Source organism: Neisseria dumasiana, from assembly GCF_022870885.1.
GTDB classification, from domain to species: Bacteria; Pseudomonadota; Gammaproteobacteria; order Burkholderiales; family Neisseriaceae; genus Neisseria; species Neisseria dumasiana.
On sequence record NZ_CP091509.1, the window covers coordinates 1,610,283 to 1,633,021 of the forward strand.

Sequence of the window (22,739 nt, forward strand, 5' to 3'; positions counted from 1 at the left end):
AATTGCCTTGGCTCATAGCCTTGCATTATCCGCCGTACCGATTGTTGCGCCGCCACCTGTGCGCTTGTGCCGACAGCACCCGAGTATCCGTTACGGCAAATCGGGCGTATCGGCAAACAAACGCACGGCACGCAAGATGAGAAACCGCAGAAAGGCGAAATGATGGCCCTGTTGGATATTTTGAAAAACCCTGCTACGGGCAAGGTATCCCACAGCAAGCTGTGGGCAAACGTAGCCTGCGCGGCGGGTACCTATAAGTTTGTGGTGCTGCCCGACCCGTCGCCGGAGATTTGGGCGGTGTATTTGGGCATTGTCGGCGGCTATGCCGTGGCGCGGGCGATGGTATCGGTAAAACGGCAGGAAGTGGAGGCGGATTATGCAGACGGCGGCCATAAAGAAACTGGTTAAAGGGCTGTTCAAGTGGCTGCCTGAAATCGTTTTTGTGCTGGTTTTGGGCGCGGTGGTCGGTTTGACTTACCACGTCGGCTTTCAGACGGCCTACGCGGAGCAGCAGGCCGTTATCGAAAAAATGAAAACCGATGCCGCGAAGAAAGAGGCGGAAGCGGCCAAAGCCCATGCGGAACAATTGGAAAAAATCCAAGCTCAGGCAGTGGAAATGAACCGCCTCAAAGAGGATATAGAAACCCGCACCGTTACCATGACCAACGAAACCAACCGCCGCAAGGCAGAAAATAAAAAGGCAATCGAAGATGCGATTACTCAAGACCGGAACGAAAACCGCGCTGCTGACGGCGGCGGCCTCGGTACTCACAGCCTGCGCCAATACCGCAAATCCCTCGGCTACGACGGTTAAAACCGTGGAAGTACCGGTGATGCCCGCGCCGCCCGCGGTGCTGATGGTTGCGCCGGTACGCCCCGCCCCGCCTGAAAACGGCTCGGTGCGCGCTTTGCTGGAACACGCCGCCGAATTTGGCGCGTACACGGCAGAGCTGGAAATTCAGAATGCCGGCTGGCGCGAATGGGTGAGGGGCAACTATCAACTTAAAGTTAATAGTTCGAACTTGAAAGAAACGCTTAAAAGTTCGGAGACCGGTAAATGACGACTTATCAGGAATTGGTCAGCCGTGTTTTATCGGTTAAACACGCCAGCCTTGAAATGGGTTTGGCCAAGGCAAGAGAACAGCAGCCGTTTATCGAGCAGGTATCCCGCAAGCTGGATGCAACCAGTTGGGATTACACCGTGCAAATGGATAAGGATTTCGGCGTTACCTTCAACGTTGAGCGTGGCATTGTGGATTTTAAAAACCAGTATCAGGCGGTAAAGCAAGCCTTGGAAGCGCAGTTTGAAGTGGGTTTTTCAGTGGCGGATTGTGCGCCGGTATTGGATGTTTTCTGCCGCCGCAGCGGATACGGCTGCCGCTTGGTTTTTAAGGAGCTGCCATGACGCCGATTGATTTTGAATTTGGCTTTAAAACCTTGTGGGGCTTGGCCACCGCCGCGGGCTGGTTTTGGATTAACGGTATTTCAGGCCGTCTGAAAGAAGCCGAAAAAGACCGAGCGGATTTACGCCGAGAGCTGCACGACGTGAAGTTGGATTACTCCACCAAGGCAGAAGCCCGTGCCGACCGCGACACCATTAACCGCCAGCTAAACCGTATCGAAGACAAATTAGACAAACTCGCCGAAAGAAAGGCGGATAAATCAACATGATGGAAAACAAAGACCCGATTTTAGCGGCACTTGCCCGAATTGAAGAAAAAATCGACAAAACCGCGAAACAGCAGGAAGCCATTAGCGAAGAGCTGGAGAAAATCCATAAAGATACCAAACGCACGGCTGCGGTGGTGGGCGGTGCATCCGGCGCGGCGACGGCAACCATTGTATCTGTTGGCGTTGAGCTAATCCGCCGCATGGCCGGAGGCTGATATGGCGCACCCGCAGGAGACACGCGCCGAAGTGCGACGCCTGTACACGGTTGAGCAGAAAAGCTTGCCCGAAGCCGCGCAAGAAGCAGGCGTACCGTTGGCTACTGCACGCCAATGGAAAGCCCGTGATAAGGCTGCCGGCGAAGATTGGGATAAGCTCAAAACCGCCTACATTATGGCGGGCGGCAAAATGGAAGATGTCAACCGCGCCATCATGGCGAGTTTCTTGGTCCGCTACCAAGAAGCAATGGAGGATGCGGATAAATGGGATGCGCTCGACCCGTTGGAAAAAGTAGATGCGCTTACCCGCTTAAGCGACAGCTACACCAAAACCGTAGCAGCCAACCGCAAAATGCTGCCGGAAATCAGCGAGCTGGCCGTGGCAATGGAAACCATTAAAGGTTTTGGCGACTTTATCCGCGAAAACCGCCCTGCGGTGGCGATGGATTTTATCGAATTAATCGAACTGTTTGCGCCTGAATTGCAGCGGCGCTTCAGTAAGTGAGGCCGTCTGAAATGACAAAAGTCGAATACACGCATAAGGGTTGGTATCTGTTTTGCCCGATTTGGATTGCAAACTGGCAAGACCCTAGCGAAGCCCCTGCGGTTGCGCCCCGCTATAAATTGGAATGGCTGTTTTGGCTGGCAGATCAGTTTTTCTTTGCCATGAGCGCCATGCACGAAATGAAAACGGGCGAGCCGCTGCCGTTTTGTTTCAAAGTTTACCCCGAGCCGCTGAAAAAACCTGTGGTTCATTATTACAAATAGGCCGTCTGAAAGATGCGTTTAAAGTCACCGTTAAAAAGCAAGGAATTTATGCGCGAGCTGGCGGAGTATGCCGGCCAGTTGCGCAGCCTGATTGAGGCGGAAGTTGAGGGATTTTCAACCAAGCCAGCCGATATTCTGCGCCGCCGCCAAGCGGTGTTAGACCCCATTTCAGGTTACGAATACTTTGTAAACAACTACTTCCCGCACTATATCAGCAGCGGCAGTAAATCAGAGCTGCACGAATATCTGTTTGGGCTGTTGCCGAAAGTGGCAGCGGACAAGGAAAGCCGATCAGAGGCGATTGCTGCTCCGCGCGGTGAGGCTAAATCGACGTTGGTTACCCAGCTTTATACGCTTTGGCGGATTGTAACCGGGCAAACGCACTATGCCGTTATTGTGATGGACAGTATCGACCAAGCATACCCAATGCTTGAGACCATCAAGGCGGAGCTCGAATTTAACCCGCGCATTGCCGCCGACTTCCCCGAAGCTGTGGGAGCCGGGCGTGTTTGGCAGGCCGGCACGATTGTAACGGCCAACAGCGTTAAGGTTCAGGTCGCGGGTAGCGGGAAAAAGTTGCGCGGTATGCGCCACGGCCCGTACCGACCCGATTTGTGCATACTCGACGATATCGAGAATGACGAGCAGGTACAAAACCCCGAGCAGCGGAAAAAGCTGCAATCGTGGCTGGAAAAAACCATCGAGCCTTTAGGCGGCGTAGGTAAAAAGTACGACATTATCTATATCGGAACCATCCTGCATCATGACAGTGTGCTTTCACGCACGTTGCAAAACAAGTTTTGGCGCAGCCGCTTGTTTAAAGCCGTGAAACGCTGGCCGGACAATATGGACTTGTGGGAAGAGTGGGAGACTATTTGGCGCAATTACGGCGAAGAGGCTGCCATGCGGTTTTATGCCGACAACAAGGCAGACATGGAAGCCGGCGCGGTTACTTCGTGGGCGGCGCGCGGTATTTTGGAGCTGATGAAAAAGCGCGCCAAAATCGGCCCGCATTCTTTTGCTTGCGAATATCAAAATGACCCCGCCAGCGGCGAAGATTCGCCTTTTGCCGATTATTTAGATGGCTGTTACTTCTCCCATCTGCCGCCCGATGTGGTGATGTATGGCGCGGTTGACCCGTCGTTGGGTAAGAGCAGCCGCAGCCGTGACCCGTCTGCCATTTTGGTGGGTGGCTATCAAAAAAGCACAGGCATTCTGTTTGTAGAAGTGGCGAAAATCAAAAGGCGCGTGCCTGATTTGATTATCGAAGACACGATTAAGCTGCAAAAAGAATACCGCTGCCAAGTGTGGGCGGTAGAAACGGTGCAGTTTCAGGAGTTCTTCAAAGACGAATTGGTAAAACGTTCTGCCCGCGCCGGCTGCCCTGTGCCTGCCCGCGGCATTAAGCCGGCCAGCGATAAGCTGCTGCGCATTGAGAGCCTGCAACCGCATATTGCCAACGGCTTAATCAAGTTTAGGCAGGAGCAGCGCGAATTAATCGAGCAGCTGCGCCATTTCCCTAATTCAGATCATGACGACGGCCCCGATGCCCTGCACATGCTGTGGATGCTCGCCGTGAGCGGTAATAAGGCGGATAAGGCCGTGCCGGTGCATATTCCTGAACCTACGTTCTTTTGATTTAGGCCGTCTGAATCAAACTCTAGTCGGGCAATGCCGTGGATAAGGTTTCAGACGGCCTACCCATTTAAACAGGTGTTTAAACATGTTTGGATTAACCAAAAGTAAAACCAAAACACGCATTGATGCGCTGGTTACGGATACCGCTTACGCGCTGGATAGCTTTATGAGTAGCGCGGAAAGTTCGGACGAGCTGCTCGACCGATTGGGATTGAGCCGCGATCAGGTTTATGCCGCAGTTATTTCGGATGATGAGGTCGAGAGCTGCAAAGAGGATTTGCGCACAGCGATGATGGCGAGCGGATGGCGGCTGTATGGCGACGGCACCGACGATACTCAGCTCGACCGCATTTATCGGGTGGTGCGCAAAAACTTAGCGGCCTTTATCGAACTGGTATTGACTGCCCGTTTAAACGGTTATGCGGTCGGTCGCTATATTTACCGACGTGAAGAAGACGGCCTGATTGTGCTCGACTACATTGCCGACCGCCGCGACGAACTGGATAAATATACCCCGAAACGCGGCGGCGTGTTGGTATATAAGGGAGATAACGGCGAAGAAGTGCTGGATACACAAGTAATGAATCTGCTGCTGGTCAACCGTGCTACGGCGAAAAATCCCGCGGGCGAAATGGCCGTCGCGCGTCTTTTTCCCGCCGTTTCGGTGCGTAAAAACGGATTTTTGTATGCCCACCAATTTATCAAGCGCTATGCCCAGCCCTATATGGTGGGTAAGGTTTCGGGCGATGCCCAAGGCTTTATCGGCAAGCTGTTTTCGTTTGTGTCGGGCGGGGCGATTACCGTTGATAATGAGGACAGTGTGGAGATGCTCACCAATTCGGCCAACGGCGAAGGCTTTGAAAAACTGGAGCGGATGGCAAACGCGCGTATCCAAAAAGCCCTGCTCGGCAGGGTAAAAATATCCGACCTTGCCAACGGCAGCCGCGCGGCACAAGAAACCGAAGAAAATACCCGACAAGACCGTATTGAAGCTTATTTAAGCCTGTTATCCCTAGCTATCCAGCACGCTGTTGATGCGATGGTGGCGGTTAATGCCGTTTGGGGCGTAGAAATCAAGCAAAAAGGCGGCCTGTGGTTTGAATTTATCGAAGAGGCCAAAATTGATAAGGCGCGGGCGGAGCGAGACAAAATTTATGCCGATTCGGGCATGGTGCGCTTTACCGAAGACTATTTCACGCAGGTTTTGGGCTTTGAAAAAGAACACTTTGAAATGGTTGAGCAGCAACCGCAGGCAGGAAAGGCAGCCCTTGCCGTTAAACTTTCAGACGGCCTGAATGGCGGCGAGCCGCCGCTTTTGAAAGCCGACCAAGCCTTGATGCAGCCGAAAATGCGGGCGGTGTTAAACGCATTGCAGGCATCGGAAAGCTATGCCGATTTTGAGGCGGCCTTGAACAAGATGGATTTAAGCGAGGGCGATATGGCGATTATCGACAAGCTGGTCGGCGATAGTGTGCGCGGGTTTTCAGACGGACTTTTGAAATAAGGGGAAGGAGTTTATGGGAAACTGTTATACAGGTTGGCTTGAAGAAGAAGAGAAATTCGATAATTTCCAGCGCAAGGTTGGTGTCAAATTTAAATATGATATAGATATGTCAACAAGAGACCGTTTAATGCAGCTTCATAGGGACACTGGATTAATTGGTGCGCCGTTAGTGGCTAAGGCGATAGGTTCGGGTTTGGATTTTTCAAGAAAATAAAAGATGGATATCAACTTCAACAGTCTGATCGACCGCGCAGCCTTGGGTTATCTGAAAAGCAAAAAGCTGTTACCCGGCTTTAGCCATTTTGATGTGTGGCTGTATGAACACGCCGTGGCGTTTACCGTTGCCAAGATGATGGATAAGGACATGCTGGCAGATGTTCAGACGGCCTTAACCGATGCCATGCAAAACGGTACTACATTTGCCGATTTTAAAAAGCGGTTAAAACCGTATTTAATGGCGCGGGGCTGGTGGGGAGAATCGGTCATGCTTGACCCTGTGGACGGCGTGCCGAAAATGGTGCAGCTCGGCAGCACCCGACGCCTGCGCACCATTTTTCACACCAACCTGCAAACCAGCTATGCAGCCGGACAATGGGCGCGGATTCAGAACCGCAAGGCTGCCCTGCCGTATCTTAAATACATTCCCAGCGCGGCCACGCACAAACGCGACGCGCATAAGCCTTATTACAATCTAATCTTGCCGGTTGAGCATGAGCTGTGGAATACGATATTCCCACCCAACGGCTACGGCTGCCTGTGCGGCGTGCGCCAGCTCACCAAAACGCAAGCCTTGCGCGAACGTGGCGAAGATATTGCCAAAGACCCCGACGGCTTTACCGATGCCCAAAAAGAAGCGCACAGGCAAGGCCGCTTGGAAGACAGCCCGAAAATCCAAACCATAGAATTTACCAATCCGCGCACCGGCCAAACGGTACGCATTCCCGCCGACATTACGCCAAGTTTCGCCCACAATCACGGCGACCGCGTGGGTGCGCTGCAACAGCTTTTCGGCGAACGACACGGGCAAGATGCGCTTGATAAAATGATTGCCGAGCGTGAGGCGTACCTTGATGCCAAGCTGCGGCCTGTCGGTGTGAGCGTTACCAGCTTTGCGGGATTAAAGGCCGATAAAGCCGAAGTTGCCCGCCTGCTGGAAGACAAGGCGCAGAAAAAACAGATGCATCATGAAGCCGAAGCTGCCGACCTGTGGCAGCAGGTATATGGCGTGAAACTGGAGCGTTACGGCTTGCCCAATAAAAATCCGCCTGATTTTTTGGTGGTATCCGAAGGTGCACCCGAAACATGGCCTACATTGGATTTTATGTTTACGGCCGATCTGTCCAATGAGTTCAAGATTAACGGATTTAATACGCACCTTACTAGAATGTGGCCCGATGTCGAAGACAATATCCAAAGACACTTGAAAAAAGCCGATATTGTGCCTTTGGATTTGCGTCCGCTCAATGCACTAAACCGCGCTAAGGTTATTGCCTATGTGGTATCATTGCCGGAAGAACAACGTAATAAAATCACTTTGATATTGGGGGATAAAAAATGAGCGTCCCGTTTGGATTAACCATAAGCAGCGGTAATTGTTTCGATATGAGCCGCGCGGCTGTGGTGGACTTATACGATTATTTGGAGCCGCTTTTTATAGATAATTGGCGCGACGATAATAATGCGGATAAGGATTATGCGGGCTGTTTTGTCGGCATGTTTTACGGCAGCATTATGCCTTTCTCGCACTTGCCCGCGACGGAATACCGTACAGCTTGTGGCTGGGTAGCCGATGCGGTGGATAAGCTGCCATCGCTGCACCCTTATAAAGACGATTTGATGACGGCATTAAGAGCCGACCCCCGGTATAAGGATGGTTAATATTAAAATTGAAAAAACGCGCTTTTTAGCGCGTTTTGCCTTATGGGTAGGCTTACCCCTTACCTTTGATTTATACCCCCTATTAAACCCCCATTAAAATCGCTGCAATCGGCATGCCTGCCATTGCAAGGCAATCTCAAACCGCAGCAACAGATAAAAGCCCCCTTTTTCCGCCCGCCGACAGTAATGAACGGCTGCCAAGCCGTTTTTCCGCAAACCGCCCCTATCATGGCGGCATGAAAACGAAAACCATCCCTCAAACTTTAAATCTGCGCTTGTCTTCCGCCGACGAGGTGTCTATTGCAGCCTTGTCGGGCGAGGAACCGCGCAAGTTTTCCGGTATTGCCAACAGCGGCCGCCCGTTCGGTTTGGGCTCGTGGCAAACGGTTATCGACTTCGACGGCATCAAGCTCAAAGACAAAACCGCCTTTCTTATCGACCACGCAGGCAGCAAGCGCGCGGGCGTGGGTAAGTTATCGGTTACTTCAGACGGCCTGTATGCGGAAGGCACTTTACTGAACAACGAACACGGGCGGGCCGTGGCGGAAGAATCCGGCCAAGGTTTCCCGTGGGAGATGTCGGTTTACGTCCAGTCGGCACGTGTTGAAGAATTGAGCGCGGGTGCGAAAACCAGCGTTAACGGGTATGAAGTGCAAGGCCCTATGCTGATTATGCGCGACTGCACCATCCGCGAAGTGTCGTTTACCGCCGTGGGCGTCGACGGCAATACCCACGCCGTAGCTTTGTCGGAAGACGGCAAGCCGCGGGCATTTGATTATCAACCCAAACAGGAGCATTTGAGCATGACACCTGAAGAGAAGGCGGAATTTGACCAGCTGAAAGCGGATAAAGCCAAGCTGGAGCAAGAAAACGCCGATTTGAAACTCTCCGCGCATAAAGCGCAGATTGATGCCAAGTTGTCGGCAGCCGGTTTTAAAGCCGGAGCGGACGGCAAGTTTAGCGGCGTGGGTGAATCGACCTACAAACTGCTGCTTTCCGCTGATTTGAAAGACGCGGAAGCGGTAATCGCCGACCTGAAGCCCGCCGAGGCGGCCTTGTCGGGCGCGGGTAAGCCGCCGGTGCCGGAGGCGTTGCTGTCCGATGCGCAGCCCGGCAATCAGGCCGAACCGGCAGACGGCGTGAAGCTGTCGGTGGCGACGGGTAAAAGTTCTTTGAACGGAGGTGCGTATGTCTGACGCAAAAATGAAAGCCACCAGCGAAACTTTAGGCCGCGTAATGGGCGATTTCCTGAAATGGGAAGCCACGCCGCTTACCCGCGAGGCGGTAACCGCTTCCAAAGGCACTAAAATCGGCACGTTTGTCGATTATCCGCTGCGTACCGGTAAAAAGCTGTTGGCGTTGACCGACGAGCAAGACGGCAAGGTGCTGGTGCAGCCGCACAACTGCATTATCGATTTGTCGCTGGTTGCTGCCACGGCAGTTAACGCGGCGGCATCGACGGGCGGCAATCTCGACGGCCTGAAAAAAGACGGCGACCCCTACGGCATCGTCTATCAGGGTACGCCTGCCGCTTAAACCCAAACGGTGCAGGCCGTTTCAGACGGCCTAACCCATGTTTATTTTAAAAAGGAAAATCCATGCCTTTATCAAGTGAAAGCAAGTACGGCGTTAAGGCTTTGACCACCGCCATCAACAAAGTGCCGGCCACGCCTACCCAAATCCGCGACTTGGGCATTTTCGAGCCGCAATACCTCCACACCACTTATATCAACGTGGAGTATCAAGAGGGTCGTCTGAGTTTGGTACAAAGCAAAGAGCGCGGCGAATCCGGTCAAGCTATACCGCCTAAAGACCGAGTGATTAAAACGTTCCGGATCCCACATTTGCCTGAAGACGACGTCGTCCGTGCTGACGATGTGCAAAACCTACGCGCATTCGGCACCGACAAAGCCGAAACCGTGGAAAACGTGGTTAACGACAAGATGGCTGACGGCAAGCTCAATCTTGAATTCACCCGCGAGCACCTGATGCTGGGTGCGTTGCAGGGCAAGATTTTGGATGCCGACGGTACCATGCTGTACGACTTATATAAAGAGTTCGGCCTAACCCGCGAAACCGTGGATTGGAAACTCGACACCAAAACCACCGAAGTGGGCGAGTTAATGGATAAAACCATTGCCGGCCTGCGCGCCAAACAGAAAGGCGCGATGGTAACGGGCTGGGTAGCCTTGTGCGGTTTGGACTTTTTAGCCGCACTTAAATACCACGACAAAATCAAGCCACTCTACGAGCGTTACCGCGATGGCGCAGTCTATCGTGAAGGCTCGTTGAACCCGATTGAGTTTGAACACAACGGCATCAAGTTTATCCAATATACCGGCGACTTCGGCGCAAAAGGTGCAAAAATCGCTGCCGACCAAGCGATTTTGCTGCCGGTGGGCCGCAAGCTGTACACCGAGGCATTTGCGCCCGCCGACATGAATGCGACCGTCAACACCCGCGCGCTGCCGTATTACGCCAGCCGCGAGAAGCTCGACCACGACAAAGGCTGGAGCCTGCACATGCAGTCCAACCCGCTGCCGATTGCCTTGCGCCCCGAGCTGCTGGTAACGCTTTCCGTTTAAAAGGCCGTCTGAAATGCTGATTACCCGTGAAGATATGATTTTGCGGTTTTCCGAAAGGGAGATCGCCGCACTTACCGACCATGAATACGGCAAGACCGTAAACGTCGAAGTATTGGAACGGGCAATCGCAGACGCGGAAGCCGAGGCGGGCAGTTATCTGGCCGCCGCCGGTTATAAAAGCCTCGAAGGTGTGGAAACGCCCCGCGTGTTGGTGTTGAAGGTGTGTGACATTGCCCGCTACTACCTGCATGCAGACGGCGATATTGAAATCGTTGAAAAACGCTATAAGGCGGCTATTGAATGGCTCAAATCCTTGGTTAAGGAGCCGCGTCTGTTGGGTTTGGATGCAAGCCGGCCTGCGGGCAAGGCTTCGGACGGCCTGTATGCCGTGATGCCGAACATGGTGGAGCAATGGCATGAAATTAACCGTTGATACCAATCTGCCCGAGCTGCAAGCGCATTTAAATACGCTGTATATCCGTTTAAACGGAGATTTAAAACAGCCCTTGGATGCCGTAGCTGCGCTGCTGGAAAACAGCACCCGCAAGCGTTTTGAAACCAAAACCGCACCCGACGACAGCAAGTGGGCGGATTTATCGCTGTGGACGCTGTATGCCAAAACCGGCAAAAACGGCAAAACGCGCGGCTCGATTTTGGTTGACCGCGGCGACTTGTTGAGGAGCATCACCAGTCACGCCACCGAAAGTATGGCTGAAGTCGGCACCGACCGGGTATATGCCGCCTATCTGCAAACCGGAACCGCCAAAATGCCCGCCCGCCCAATCTTTGGTTTGAGCGAGCAAGACCGCAGCGACATCCGCGAATCGTTGGGTGAGTGGCTGCAAACCATTTGGAGCAAGTAGTTATGGCAAAACTGCCGATGTATCAAAACATGCTCGCCTGCTACCCCGCCATCTTGGAGCGAATGAAGCAAGTGCCGGGCGTGAGCGATGTTTTAGAGGCTGCGGATTTAGAGGCGGTAACGTCAGACCGCAAAATCAAGCCGCAAGACGGTGTGGTTTATGTGGTGTTCGACGGCTTCACACCCGATACGACAGCCGGAAACAAAGGTTTGTTGCGCGAGCGTTTGAGCTTCAGCTTCATTTTGGCCAAACGCCAATACAACCCGAACCGCCTGCAATACGGCGAGGACGGCGTAGGCGAAACCATTACCGCCATCAAGTCGGCATTTCAGGGTTTCGACCCCTGCGGCGACAACGGCCAAAAGCTCACGCTGGAGCCGTTTGCCGCCCGCGCCGCCCTGCCCATTGCCTACCACGAAGGCTTTGCATTTTTCCCGATGCGGTTTGAAACCGCAGTAGCCATTGAATTGAGAAAGGACTGATATGCCTATCAACCGCACCGCCGATCACGGCCTGATTTTTGAGGGCGACGTAAAAGTACGCAACCGCAATATCGCCGATGGCGGCATTTACGATGTGGGTAATACCACGTCATTAACCACCGCATCATCTACCGAAAGCAAAGAGCGCGCCAGCAAGCGCAAAGGCACTTACGGCCAAGCATTGGATAGCTTGGTAACCCAAAAACCGACCGAAGTCGGTTTAAAGCTCGATACTTTTGATAAAGAAAACTTGGCAATGGCCTTGATGGGCGAAGCCGCTGTTATTGCCGCCCGCGCCGAAACCGTAACCGATACCGTGATTCATATCGGCAAAAAAGGTCAGGGCTACAAGTTGCCGCACGAAAACATCGACCCGTCCACAATTAAGGTCAAGAACAAAAGCGACCAAAACGTGGCGGCAGAAAAGGTTGTATTTAATGCCAATGTCGGCTTGATTGAAATTGACCCGTCTGCCGACAACGTGAACGATGATGAAGACATCAAAGTAAGCTACAAAACCCGCGCCGCAGGCGGCTTCAAAATCAGCGCAGGCGCATTGAGCCGATTGGATTTGGAAATTTGGGTTGACGGCAAAAACCGCATCACCGGCGAGGCGGGCGTATTACACATTCCGCACGCTGTGTTGGCTGCCGACGGCGATATCGACTGGTTCGGCGACGACTTCGCGGAAGCCGCCTTTAAAGGCACGGCGGTGCTGTCCGAGGGGCAAACATCAACTTATTACTTCTCCAGCTTTAGCAATTAATCCGTATGTCAATAATAAAGGCCGTCTGTTTTCAGACGGCCTTTTGTTATGGCGTGGCTTAAAAATCCCAACCTTCTCGGCTGATGTATCCATCCCAGCCTTCACGGGCGATATTGTCGTCGTATCCGTCGCGGGCTACCTCATTTCCATCCCAGCCATCTTGTTTTAATTTGAACATCATTTTTCCTTTTTGTGATTGTTTTGTCATGCGTTTGAAAGTGCCACGGCAACGGCGAAAATCAAAAAACCGACCACAACGGCAGCGGCATAAAGCGGCAGCTTGGCGAGTAGAGATGTAGGGTTATCCCCTTTTGCGGCAGCCGGGCGGTATCTGCCTGAATTGGTCAGTAGCCCCGCGCAAAACAACAGCAACAATAATAATTCCATAACATCTCCCGTAATGAACGACGTCCGGTAGTCCGGTGCAGTCTCTTATCAATAATTACGGATTAGCATAACGCAAATATAAAGGTTTATCAATATGGCATCGGCAGAGCTTCAGGCCGGCATCCGCATTACGGCGGGTGTGGACGGCGCGGAACAGATTAAGACGCTGGCAGACGAAATTCAAGCGGCAGGGCTGGATACGGCCAAATTATCTGAAGAGGCGCAGAAACTGCATGAAACATTTACGAAAACGTCGCAACAGCAGGCATTAATCGAGCAGTACAAGGCTTTGGAAAAAGAGCTGGAAGAAACGGGCCGTGCCATGAAGGCCGCCGATACCCTGCTTGACGGGCTGCACGAGAGCATGAAAGACGGGGCAACCGACGAACAAAAAGAGGCGGTGGCAAAGCTGCGTTCGGAAATGGAAAAGCTCGCAAAAAAAGAAACCGAGCTTGCTGAAAAAGTGCGCGACTCCCGCAATGCCATGACTGCGGCGGGCGTGTCGGTTAAAAAACTTGCGGCCGACGAACAGCGGCTGGCAACGGAAGCATCGGCAGCAGCCGTCAAAATGGACAAGCTGGCCGCCGAGGCACAGGAGCTCAAAGCTATTGCCGATGCCCGTATCCAATTGGGGCTTGATACAGACGATAAAGCGCGGCAGGAGATAGAGAAAACCAAGCAGGCTTACGAAACCCTAAAAAACAGCGGCACATTGAGCCATGCTGAACTGGCGCGCGCGGCGGAACTGCAACGCGACAAGGTATATAAAATCGAACGCAGCTTGAGCGACCTGCGCCCGACGTTGGCGGATGTCGCAGACGAGTTGCAGGGCGTAGTTACCAAGGCCGGCGGCTTGGCTTATGTGGGGCGAGAAGCGGTCAAGTTTGAATCTGCAATGGCGGGCGTAAAAAAAGTGGTAGATGGTACGCCCGAGCAAATAGCGGAATTGTCGGGCGAAATCAAACGCATGGCGGGCGAGTTGGGCGTCGTGCCCGAGCAGTTGGCGGAAATTGCCGCACAGGGCGGCCAGTTGGGCGTTGCTTTAGACAGATTGCCCGAGTTTACCGAAATGGCGGCGAAAATGTCGGTGGCGTTCGGTATATCCGCTCAAGAGGCGGGCGATGCGGCGGCTACCATTGCCAACGTATTCCAATTGCCGATTGAAGAAGTGGAGCGGCTGGGCGATGCGGTCAACACTTTGGGGAACAATACCGCCGCCCGCGAGAAAGACATTATTGCAGCTATGACCCGCATCGGCGGTACGGCCAAGCAGTTTGGTTTGGCAGCTGAAGAAGCGGCTGCTTTGTCCGGTGCGTTTATTGCTTTAGGTAAGCCGCCCGAGGTGGCGGCAACAGCCATCAATGCGTTGCTGCAAAAATTGCAGACTGCACAATCGCAGGGCAAGGATTTTCAGACGGCTTTAAGTCAAATAGGCTTGTCGGCGGATGATATGGCGGCAAATATTGCGGCCAACCCGCAAAAAGCCCTAAGCGAGTTTTTGGGTAAACTGCAACAGCTCGACAAACAGAGCCGTGCCTTGGTGCTTTCCGACTTGTTCGGCGCGGAATACAGCGACGATATCGCGCTGTTGGTCGGCTCGCTCGGGGAGTACGAAAAAGCTTTGGGTTTGGTGTCCGACAAGGCGCAAACTTTAGGTGCGATGCAAAACGAATTTGCGGCGGCAATGGATACGGCGGAAGGCCGTCTGAATCAGGCTAAAGCATCTTTTCAGGCGGCGGCCGCTACTATTGGCGAGGCCCTGTTGCCCGCCATTTCTGCCGTTGCTTCGGGAGCCGCGCGTGTGGCTGACACGGTGGGTTCTGTGGCTGAGCAGTTCCCGGTTTTGACCCAGCTTGCGGTTATGTATGCAGGTTTGCGCGTGGGTATGCAAGCGTTGGGAACTGTTGCCCGTTTAACCGGCGCGACATCGGTTAGAAGTATGCTGCAAGCCGAAGTTGGTACCAAGAAATTTTCAACGCAACTGTTGGCGGCAAAAGCCGCCGCTGCGGCATTAAATACCGAATTGGGTAAAACCGCCGCCCGTGATCTTGATATTTTAAAAAATGCGGCGGGAGGATTGAAAGACAAGCTGGCGCAGGCAGCACATGCGGCGGCGGGGATAGGTATTGCATTAAGCACGGGTACGAGTGTCGGCGAATGGGCTTATCAGAGCTTTACGCCGGTGCGCGCGCTCGGCGATGAATTGGGGCGGGCTTTGGCTTATGTGGATGCCATTTTTACCGACCGCACGTTTGATGACGTATCCAAGCATTTTAAAACGTCTGCCCAAGCTGCCCGCGAGTTAGCCGAAGCAGAGAAGGCAGCTGCCAAAGCTAAGGCGGAGCGGGCGGAAGCCGATGCCAAAGCGGCCGCGGCAGAATCTGCCCGCATCACGGCGATGCAACAACAATACCGCAGTTTAAAAACCGAACATGACGCGGTAGCCGCGTCCATGAAGGTGTTGCAATCGGAAGGTTTGGGGAACGGCGAAATTTACGTCCAACTTGCTACGCAGGCAGATGGTTTGCGGGCGGAAATGGAAAAGTTAAACGCCGAGTTAAACAAAGCTGGCGCGGACTTTAAATTTGACACCGGCGCGATTGCCGAAGCAAAAAACGCGCTTAAAGACTTGGGATTGACCGCAGAGCAGGTGTCTAGCGGAATCAGCGAAGAAGCTGCGAAAGGTTTGGCGGCTTTCGACAAGGCAGCAGTACAGTTCGGGCATGACAGCGAGCAGATGGCGCGGATTTTTCAGGCTGCATTATCGAAAATGGACAGCCCCGAAGCCGTTGAAGCCCTGAGAAAACGCTTGGAAGACGTGGGCAAGCAGGCCGGATTGACTGCCGAAGAGATTGCCAAAATCGGCGAGAAAGCCCCCGATGTTGCCGCTAAAGTGTCTGAAGCCTTTGCCAAAATAGGCGTGGATGCCGAAGCCGCCACAACAGGAATCAGCAGTAAAGCCAAAGAAGCGTTTGCCGACTGGCAGGCGGCATCGGCGGCGGCCAAGGACGCAGGCATTGAAGACGCCCGTTTAATCCGCAACGGTTTTGAGCAGATGATGGGCAAACTGCAAAGCCGTGCCGAGTTTGAGGCGTTCCGCGCACAGTTGCAAAAGAGCGGTGATGCTGCGGCGCTGACAAAAGAGCAAATCCAGCGGCTGAACGATGCGGCTAAAGAAGGTGCGGCAGGAGCCAAAACGGCTTATGACGCGATGGCTCAATCCATCAAAACGGCTGCCGCTGCCGCCGATTTAAGCCGCGTAGCGGCAGAGGCTAAGGCCGCATTTGAGGCGGGTACGATTACCGCCGCCCAATATGATCAGGTATTGGTGCAGGTTAAACAGCGCACCGCCGAGCTGGAGGCGCAGTCGGCCAAGGCGGGCGATACGGCGGCTAATGCCCATAACAAAGCGGCCGCAGCTGCCGATAATCATGCACGGGCGGCGCAAGGTGCGGGGAAATCCAACAAAGAGCTTGTCGACGGCATGGGTAAAGTAGCCGGCGCATCTGAATCGGCAACCCGAAAAGTCAACGCCCTGCATCAAGGTATCAGCAGCACCTACGGTGTGGTCAAACTCACGCGCGAAGAGTTTGTGCGCTATAACAATCTGCTGCACGGCCTGACCGAGCAAGGCACGCACTTCTTGCGCAAAGGCTGGCGTGCTTATGCCGACCAATTTTTAAACAGCATCAAAGAAGCCAACCGCGCACAGGAAGAATTAAACGCCGCTATTTCAGACGGCACGGTTAATATGGGCCATCTTATCCGTGCGACCAACGCGGCGGGGGCGGCTGCGGGCAAGCTGGATAAGGCCGGCCTTGCCAACCTGCAAAACTCCATTGAAGCAGCACGTCAAAAGCTGGTGCAGCTGAAAGACGAAGCCACGGATGCCCGTTTGTCGATTGAAGCGGAATTGGCTGCCATCAACGGCGACGAAGAAGCGGGTTATGCCTTGCAGCAGCAGCGCAAATTGGCGGAATTGAGAGCCAAGCAGCAGGCAGCGGACAAAAACGGCCAAAGCGATGTGGCGGGTGAATGGGCGCGGGCGTTGCAGGCGCAGGAAACCCTATATGCCCGTCAAAAAGAGCAGCGACAGCGGGAAAAGGCCGAGGAAGAGCAAAGGCAGCGCGAAGCGGCGGCAATTAACAAGGATGGCGGCAGCCGCTTGAATCTCGGAGATTTGGATAATCTCAAACTTGACGGGCTTGGTGATGCTGCAAGTAGTGTGATTAAACAACTTGAATCAGCCCTAAATGCCCGAGATGCCAAAGTCGTTGAAAAAGCCGGGCAGGAATTGTTAAATCAACTGCAAGCCGGACTCCAGCGTATGAGTTAGGCCGTCTGAAAAAATCCCGATAATCCGACCAAGTGAAGCCCTTATCCCCCGCCCCGTGCGGGGCTTTTTTTATTATATCTTGGAGGAGTTTATAAAATGGCAAACGATTATTGGCAACTAAAGCGCAAGGATACCGGCGCGATTATCCGGCTGCCGCAGGATATGCGTTGGATGGATGAATTTGAGTGGTCGAAAGTGGCGCAGGCCGCGCCGCAGCGTACCCTGTCGGGCGGCTTGGTGATACAGCAGGGCGTTAAGCTCAACGGCAGGCCGGTTACGTTGGGCGGCGATTGGGTGTGGCTCAAGCGCGGCGATCTGCATACCTTAAGAGAATGGAGCGACACGCCCGCGCTGGAAATGGAGCTGACCCATTACGACGGGCGCACCTTCGACGTGGCATTTAGGTTGCACGATGCGGCAATGAACCGCATTGAGCCGGTTCAATACGCCACCCCCGAAACAGACGGCGACAAATACACTGCCGCCATTTTGTTAATGACGATTTAATCAGGTTTTAAAACATGACAAAAACCACGCGATTAACCCAGCAGGATTTGCAGATTTACCCCAGCCAACGCTTGACCGACACGCCCGACGGCGGCGGATTGATGGTCGGAACGCCGTTAACGGGCGAGGATAACGAGATTTTTCCGCCGGTATCCGACGTTGACCGCACGATGGGCAGTTTTGATGCGCGCCTGTTGTATCCGGGTGTGTTGCGGGCGGATGCGGAGCCGCTTTACGGGGCGCACTTTATCATTTCCGAGCCGCCGCAGGCAGATAATGTGTCGTTTTTGGCGTTTAAAGCCCGCAACTACGGCGAAAGCCGCGCCGAAATTATGCCCCGCATCGAAGCATACAGCGTACCCACCGTGGAAAGCCGCATGACCCTGCTTGGTCGACACATGGCCGGCATCCGCATGATTCAGGCGTACCAGCGAGAAGAAGCTCCGCTGCCGAAAGTGGGCGAACGCTACTGCTTGGAAATGCGCGAAACATCGGGCAATAAAAACATCATCCGCTATCAGTATTTTCGTATCGCCGATTTGGAACACGAGGTGCGCACATTTGAAATCCCGCTGCCGGGCGGTGGGGTAAAGGAAATCCAGCGGCGCGTGCTGAAAATGGAGATTTACAACCCTTTATCAGACGACTACAACGGCACCGCCTACCCCGTCGAAGGCTATGCGGGCAACGGCACGGCCATTCTGGAAACGCAGGTTGCCGATTCGGCGACCTACTACGGGGTGCGCCCGTTGGCCGAAGCCCTGAATAAAGGCTCGCTGGAACTGCGGGTGGACAGCATTTATGAAAAGCTGGTGCCGACATCCACGGTAGAAACCCCTTATGCCGACCAGTATCCTGTGGCGGCCGAAGCGTGGGTTCCTGCGGGGGCGGAGCGTGTCATGTTTAAGTCGGAGGGCGCGGTATCCGGCAATATTTGGCTTGAGCATCCCGTTATTCCGGGTACGGTCAAAATACAGGGCTGGCAAGACGATGCTCAAGGCCGTCTGAAAAAAGGCGGCAATATTGTCAACATCGACTACAAGCGCGGCCTGATTGCCGATATGCCGCCGAGTTTTGCTTTAACCGTAACCGCCGTTCCGGGGGCGGTGCAAACTGCTGCCCGAAACTCAACCTATATCGAAATCAAAGACACCAACCAAGGTACGCAATGGGCACCGCTGTTGCAGCCTGCGCCGTTGCGGGGCAGCCTGACCGTATCGTTTATGAGCTTGGGTGTGTGGTACACCCTGCGCGATATGGGCGACGGCATTTTGCGCGACGGCGAAAACAACCCTTGCGGCACGGTAGAGCCGACTGGGTCGGCGGTGGTGTCGTTGCCGACCCTGCCCGATGTCGGTACCAACCTTGTTTTTGCATGGTCGCCTGAATCCGATTACAAAACATTTAAAGCCGATAAAGCGGGCACGGACTCCGTTGCTAAAAGCGTGGAAGGTTGGGCGGTATATCCCAAACAGGCGGCGGGCCGAATCAAGCCCGGTACCTTGAGTATGACGTGGAATGACGGAGAAGAAAAAACCGCTACCGATAACAGCGGCGGCAAGCTTACCGGCCACGCCGAAGGCGATGTGTTTTACGATGCCGGCCGTGTGTGGGTATCGTCGGGTATTAATGCGTCCACCGTGCGTATCAACTGGCAGGAGTACACCGATTTGCCGGTTAAAACCGAGGTACGCGACAGCATGCAGGATACGTTGCGCATTTCAGTTGGAAAAACCGCACCGGGATCGCTGAACATGTTTGTGCGGATGTTGGTATCTGTTGCCGGCACGCAGCGCACCCGTATCAAAATCGGCGAGGGCGGCTTGTTCGGGCGTTACGAATATGACAAAACAGACCATCAATACGATAACCAATCGTTCACGGCTGAAATAAGCGATAGCGGCCAAGGCAGCCTGATGATGAACGGCAAAGTGCTGGCGGGAACCAGTATCAATTATGCTGACGGCTCTATTGTGCTGCCTGCATCTGCCTTTAAAATTCGTGCGTTTGGTTATCAGGATGCGTTGGCCGAAATAGGTTCCGGCGCTAAAAAAATCAATATCCGCGGCCAAGAGTATGAGTTGGATAGTTTTACCGTCAACTTTACCTATGCTTCGGCTACTGTGATGCCGTCTGAAACGGTGCGGGCGGTGGAGCGCACGGAAACCGTGCCGACCATGAGTTTCAACGTGCTGCGCGGCGGTTATGCAGGCAGCCGCGTGGTTACGGATACATGGGCTTTTACGGCGGGCGAAACCAAAATCATCGAGCGCGGCGGCCAGTTGTACAAAAACTGGAGCCATCAAACCGGCACGGGCGATGTTATCGGCAGTATAAATACGCGCACCGGCGAGATTGTGATGTCCGATATTTCGATTAACCTTGCCACCATTAAAATTGTTGCAGGTATCGTCGGGGAGCCGGATACTAAAATCGGTAATTTTGTCGGGCGCACCCCCGCTGCGCCGGTCAAGCCCGAAAGTTTTACCGTGTATGCCACGGAAACAGGCGCAGACGGCCAAGTGCGGACATTGACGGGGCGGTCAAATGCCTTGGGCGAGATTGACGGCGAGCTTAAGGGCAAAATCCACTATGAGACAGGTTTTTTCAGTATTGAGGGCGGGGCATTGTTTTATGCAGACACCCTGCGCTTCAACTGTGTAACCCAAGACAATATCCCGCTGGATTCCAGTATTATCGGCATTGATTCCGTGCGCCTGCCGTCTGACGGCCGTGTGCCGGTGTACCGCAAAGGCGATATGATTGTGATCGGCAACCGCATCAAACAGGATTTGGGCAGCACGTTTACGGGTAATCAAACCGTGCAGCTTGACCGTCAAAACAGCGACCGCATTTGTTTGGTTGATGCCAAGGGCAAGCATGTGTTGGCCGATAAATACAGCTATGATTTGGCTGCCGGCACGATAACGTTTGCCGAGCCGTTGGATTTGTCGGACTACACCTACCCCCTCACGGCGGTACAGGCGTGGGAAGAGGAAAACCGTGTGATGGGTGTGGATATTTCAGGCCGTCTGAAATTGCAGTTTCCCGTAGGGCGAGATTATCCGAAAGAATCGACCTATATATCCAGTGCATTAATCGGCGGAGATTTGCTGGTGCGGGCGACCGAGCCGTTTTCGCAGCAGGCTTGGGATAATGTTTGGGCGGACGAAATCCGCGGCAATCCCGTTTTGTCGCGACTAGATGTCAAAAACTACCCGATTAAGCTCACCAGCAACGGCGCGATTACCGAGCGTTGGCTGCTGCGCTTTACCAGCGACACCCAATACGAGCTGTACGGCGAGCGGCTGGGCTTGATTGCCAAGGGCGATACTTTGGGCGATTTGGCTCCGGTCAACCCCGCCACAGGCAAGCCGTATTTCACGCTCAACCGCTTGGCATTCGGCGGCGGCTGGGGAAGTGGCAACTGTGTGCGCTTTAATACCTACGGCACGCCGACGCCTGTTTGGATTCTGCGGGCGGTGCAACCGACCACGGTTAAGCAGACCGAGCGCGACGGATTTTCCGCCTGCCTGCGCGGTAATACCGTTATCGATGAGTAAGGTATATAATGCGCTTTAACAACTCCCCCTGCTTTGCCGTCGCCCGTGGCGGGTTCACAAGGCAGGGGGCTTTCCGAATAAGGCCGTCTGAAATTATGTTCAGGCGGCCTTTGTTGTGAATGAAGCGGGTCGACAACTTAATCTATTGCGCGCGCGGGAAAATCGGGCATCTAAAACCGATTTTAAAAGGCAGATTAAACCATGTTTAAAACCGAACGTGTGCCGGTTACTTTATTTCAATCGACCGATGAGAGCGCGCCTCAGCTTACCGCATCCGCGGGCAGTCTGAAAACCATTTTGAAAGCCTGTTTGGTAACGGGCTATGGCGACAAGCAGCCGCTGGGCTGGGAATCGGCTCATGAAGACAGCACCTATATTGCCTTCCGCAGCAAACACAACAAAGCCAGCAAGTGTTGGATTTCTGTTGATAACCAATACGAACGTGCGGCGGTGGTAACAGGCTATCATGAGATGTCGGCAAAAAACACCGGAGAAAATCAGTTCGGCGAAGGACTCGTTAAATTGTTTGACAGCCAATCGCAAAATGCTCCGTGGGTGTTGGTAGGACATGAACGCGGCTTTTGCCTGCTGGTAAGGTCGGCATATCAATATAAAGAAAGCTGCTCGCAGATGATTTATTTCGGTGATTTTTCCACTCTTGCACCTGCCGATAACAAGAATTGTATTTTGCTCAAAAGCGGACATCAATTGAGCGATGCGAAATACCTTACTTCGGCTTTCTATGGTGTGGGTGACCAAATCGTAGCTTCCAACTCAAGCCAAATGCCCAGATACCAGAGTGCCCTCGCTGTTTCTGCCGACAAACTGGGGCACGATGTAACGTGTGCGTTTGCTTCTGCTGCTCAGGCATATAGAAATGCAACCTACCCTGATTTCGTATCACAAGGTTTCTCGGCTTTTGAGATTTTTATAGTGGAATATAGATTCGTCAACAACTCAAGCAGATATCATTTGCGTGGCTTGCTCGGCGGTATCATGATGATAAGGGAGAACCTCTCCAATATGACAGATCTTATATTCTTTGACAATATAGATGAGAGCGGAGACCGTTTCATTAAATTCAACACCAACGATCAGTATGTCGGTCGGGATTGCTTCCTGCTCAACTCTACAGCATGGGAAATTTAAACCATGCTGTTTAAGTCCCGTATAGCTATTTACAGGCGGCCGCGTCATGAACAGCCTGTGAAGATGGCGGTTAAGAGCCGTGCTGTTATTTACAGCCGTCCCCGCCATTCTCAGCCTTTATTTGGTGTGGTCAAATCCCGAACGGGAAACCACTACGGCCGCACTCACGGCGGCGGTTTTATTGCCGGGCGCGGCGACGGTATTTTGACCGTAGGAGGCCAGCCCGCCGAGCGGCGCATCCTCTTATTCGAGCGCGAAACGTTTGCGGTAGTGCGCGGGGTGTGGAGCCGACCCGACGGAACTTATCTGCTCGACCGCATTAACCCTGACCGCGACTATTTGGTGCTGGCCCTCGACCATAAAAAACAATACGAGCCGGTTGCCTATGATTTTGTGCGCCCGGCTGTGCCTGAAAGCGGCTAGGCCG

The 22,739-nt window shown here is 53.6% G+C and carries 27 protein-coding genes; 25 read left to right on the forward strand and 2 right to left on the reverse strand.

The features are described 5' to 3' along the window. Positions 1 to 162: 162 nt before the first annotated feature. The 20 genes from LVJ88_RS07390 to LVJ88_RS07485 all read left to right on the forward strand — a co-directional run bounded on the left by LVJ88_RS07390 (position 163) and on the right by LVJ88_RS07485 (position 12,370). Positions 163 to 408: a hypothetical protein gene (locus LVJ88_RS07390; RefSeq protein ID WP_085417940.1), complete on the forward strand. Its 246-nt coding sequence runs from the start codon at positions 163 to 165 to the stop codon at positions 406 to 408. Further along, a complete protein-coding gene (locus tag LVJ88_RS07395; protein ID WP_085417939.1) occupies positions 377 to 814 on the forward strand; it encodes a hypothetical protein in 438 nt (145 codons plus the stop codon). The genes LVJ88_RS07390 and LVJ88_RS07395 overlap by 32 nt, the downstream gene beginning before the upstream one ends. A 4-nt stretch (positions 815 to 818) precedes the next feature. Next, complete coding sequence (locus LVJ88_RS07400; RefSeq protein ID WP_244694132.1) at positions 819 to 1,061, forward strand: hypothetical protein; 243 nt, start codon at positions 819 to 821, stop codon at positions 1,059 to 1,061. Beyond that, on the forward strand, positions 1,058 to 1,405 hold the full coding sequence (locus LVJ88_RS07405) for a hypothetical protein (protein ID WP_085417938.1): 348 nt from the start codon (positions 1,058 to 1,060) through the stop codon (positions 1,403 to 1,405). The genes LVJ88_RS07400 and LVJ88_RS07405 overlap by 4 nt, the downstream gene beginning before the upstream one ends. Before the next feature lie 5 nt (positions 1,406 to 1,410). Then, entirely contained in the window at positions 1,411 to 1,671 is a 261-nt protein-coding gene (locus LVJ88_RS07410) for a hypothetical protein (RefSeq protein ID WP_085364263.1), read from the forward strand. Then, positions 1,668 to 1,886 carry a hypothetical protein gene (locus LVJ88_RS07415; RefSeq protein ID WP_085364230.1) on the forward strand — a complete coding sequence of 73 codons (219 nt, stop codon included), beginning with the start codon at positions 1,668 to 1,670 and terminating at the stop codon, positions 1,884 to 1,886. The genes LVJ88_RS07410 and LVJ88_RS07415 overlap by 4 nt, the downstream gene beginning before the upstream one ends. Position 1,887: 1 nt before the next feature. Next, the gene (locus LVJ88_RS07420; protein ID WP_085417937.1) at positions 1,888 to 2,391 is read left to right on the forward strand and encodes a DUF1804 family protein; all 504 of its coding nucleotides are present in this window, start codon (positions 1,888 to 1,890) and stop codon (positions 2,389 to 2,391) included. A gap of 11 nt (positions 2,392 to 2,402) precedes the next feature. Continuing rightward, positions 2,403 to 2,654, forward strand: coding sequence for a hypothetical protein (locus tag LVJ88_RS07425; RefSeq protein ID WP_085417936.1), 252 nt, complete (start codon positions 2,403 to 2,405; stop codon positions 2,652 to 2,654). Between the two features lie 48 nt (positions 2,655 to 2,702). Continuing rightward, on the forward strand, positions 2,703 to 4,292 hold the full coding sequence (gene terL, locus LVJ88_RS07430) for a phage terminase large subunit (RefSeq protein ID WP_233127509.1): 1,590 nt from the start codon (positions 2,703 to 2,705) through the stop codon (positions 4,290 to 4,292). A gap of 85 nt (positions 4,293 to 4,377) precedes the next feature. Then, positions 4,378 to 5,796 (forward strand): phage portal protein family protein, encoded by a 1,419-nt coding sequence (locus LVJ88_RS07435; protein ID WP_085417934.1) that lies wholly within the window; start codon positions 4,378 to 4,380, stop codon positions 5,794 to 5,796. 13 nt (positions 5,797 to 5,809) lie between these two features. Next, a complete protein-coding gene (locus LVJ88_RS07440; RefSeq protein WP_085417933.1) occupies positions 5,810 to 6,010 on the forward strand; it encodes a hypothetical protein in 201 nt (66 codons plus the stop codon). 3 nt (positions 6,011 to 6,013) lie between these two features. After that, positions 6,014 to 7,354 (forward strand): phage minor head protein, encoded by a 1,341-nt coding sequence (locus LVJ88_RS07445; protein ID WP_085417932.1) that lies wholly within the window; start codon positions 6,014 to 6,016, stop codon positions 7,352 to 7,354. Continuing rightward, positions 7,351 to 7,674 (forward strand): hypothetical protein, encoded by a 324-nt coding sequence (locus LVJ88_RS07450; protein WP_143773646.1) that lies wholly within the window; start codon positions 7,351 to 7,353, stop codon positions 7,672 to 7,674. Before LVJ88_RS07445 ends, LVJ88_RS07450 begins: the two co-directional genes overlap by 4 nt. A gap of 236 nt (positions 7,675 to 7,910) precedes the next feature. Further along, positions 7,911 to 8,870, forward strand: a complete 960-nt coding sequence (locus LVJ88_RS07455; RefSeq protein WP_085417930.1) for a hypothetical protein — start codon at positions 7,911 to 7,913, stop codon at positions 8,868 to 8,870. After that, positions 8,863 to 9,210 carry an oxaloacetate decarboxylase alpha chain gene (locus LVJ88_RS07460; protein WP_233127508.1) on the forward strand — a complete coding sequence of 116 codons (348 nt, stop codon included), beginning with the start codon at positions 8,863 to 8,865 and terminating at the stop codon, positions 9,208 to 9,210. The genes LVJ88_RS07455 and LVJ88_RS07460 overlap by 8 nt, the downstream gene beginning before the upstream one ends. Before the next feature lie 62 nt (positions 9,211 to 9,272). Beyond that, the gene (locus LVJ88_RS07465; protein WP_085417929.1) at positions 9,273 to 10,259 is read left to right on the forward strand and encodes a major capsid protein; all 987 of its coding nucleotides are present in this window, start codon (positions 9,273 to 9,275) and stop codon (positions 10,257 to 10,259) included. A gap of 13 nt (positions 10,260 to 10,272) precedes the next feature. After that, positions 10,273 to 10,692: a DUF1320 domain-containing protein gene (locus tag LVJ88_RS07470; RefSeq protein WP_085417928.1), complete on the forward strand. Its 420-nt coding sequence runs from the start codon at positions 10,273 to 10,275 to the stop codon at positions 10,690 to 10,692. Then, positions 10,676 to 11,122, forward strand: coding sequence for a phage virion morphogenesis protein (locus LVJ88_RS07475; RefSeq protein ID WP_085417927.1), 447 nt, complete (start codon positions 10,676 to 10,678; stop codon positions 11,120 to 11,122). The genes LVJ88_RS07470 and LVJ88_RS07475 overlap by 17 nt, the downstream gene beginning before the upstream one ends. A 2-nt stretch (positions 11,123 to 11,124) precedes the next feature. Continuing rightward, entirely contained in the window at positions 11,125 to 11,604 is a 480-nt protein-coding gene (locus LVJ88_RS07480) for a phage tail terminator protein (protein WP_085417926.1), read from the forward strand. A gap of 1 nt (position 11,605) precedes the next feature. Beyond that, positions 11,606 to 12,370 carry a phage tail tube protein gene (locus LVJ88_RS07485; RefSeq protein ID WP_233127507.1) on the forward strand — a complete coding sequence of 255 codons (765 nt, stop codon included), beginning with the start codon at positions 11,606 to 11,608 and terminating at the stop codon, positions 12,368 to 12,370. A gap of 58 nt (positions 12,371 to 12,428) precedes the next feature. On the opposite strand, the gene LVJ88_RS07490 is transcribed toward LVJ88_RS07485, so the two are convergent. Then, positions 12,429 to 12,578 carry a hypothetical protein gene (locus LVJ88_RS07490; protein ID WP_158087930.1) on the reverse strand — a complete coding sequence of 50 codons (150 nt, stop codon included), beginning with the start codon at positions 12,576 to 12,578 and terminating at the stop codon, positions 12,429 to 12,431. Next, positions 12,575 to 12,757 carry a hypothetical protein gene (locus LVJ88_RS07495; RefSeq protein ID WP_085417925.1) on the reverse strand — a complete coding sequence of 61 codons (183 nt, stop codon included), beginning with the start codon at positions 12,755 to 12,757 and terminating at the stop codon, positions 12,575 to 12,577. Before LVJ88_RS07495 ends, LVJ88_RS07490 begins: the two co-directional genes overlap by 4 nt. 94 nt (positions 12,758 to 12,851) lie before the next feature. On the opposite strand from LVJ88_RS07495, the gene LVJ88_RS07500 reads away from it, so the two are divergent. From LVJ88_RS07500 to LVJ88_RS07520, 5 genes are all read left to right on the forward strand, one after another. Beyond that, positions 12,852 to 17,093 (forward strand): phage tail tape measure protein, encoded by a 4,242-nt coding sequence (locus LVJ88_RS07500; RefSeq protein WP_085417924.1) that lies wholly within the window; start codon positions 12,852 to 12,854, stop codon positions 17,091 to 17,093. Positions 17,094 to 17,189: 96 nt separating this feature from the next. Beyond that, the gene (locus tag LVJ88_RS07505; RefSeq protein WP_085417923.1) at positions 17,190 to 17,600 is read left to right on the forward strand and encodes a hypothetical protein; all 411 of its coding nucleotides are present in this window, start codon (positions 17,190 to 17,192) and stop codon (positions 17,598 to 17,600) included. A 14-nt stretch (positions 17,601 to 17,614) separates the two neighbouring features. After that, positions 17,615 to 21,163 (forward strand): hypothetical protein, encoded by a 3,549-nt coding sequence (locus LVJ88_RS07510; protein ID WP_096777379.1) that lies wholly within the window; start codon positions 17,615 to 17,617, stop codon positions 21,161 to 21,163. A gap of 201 nt (positions 21,164 to 21,364) precedes the next feature. Then, positions 21,365 to 22,312: a hypothetical protein gene (locus LVJ88_RS07515; protein WP_085417922.1), complete on the forward strand. Its 948-nt coding sequence runs from the start codon at positions 21,365 to 21,367 to the stop codon at positions 22,310 to 22,312. Positions 22,313 to 22,438: 126 nt separating this feature from the next. Further along, positions 22,439 to 22,735, forward strand: coding sequence for a hypothetical protein (locus LVJ88_RS07520; RefSeq protein ID WP_085418007.1), 297 nt, complete (start codon positions 22,439 to 22,441; stop codon positions 22,733 to 22,735). Positions 22,736 to 22,739 lie beyond the last annotated feature (4 nt).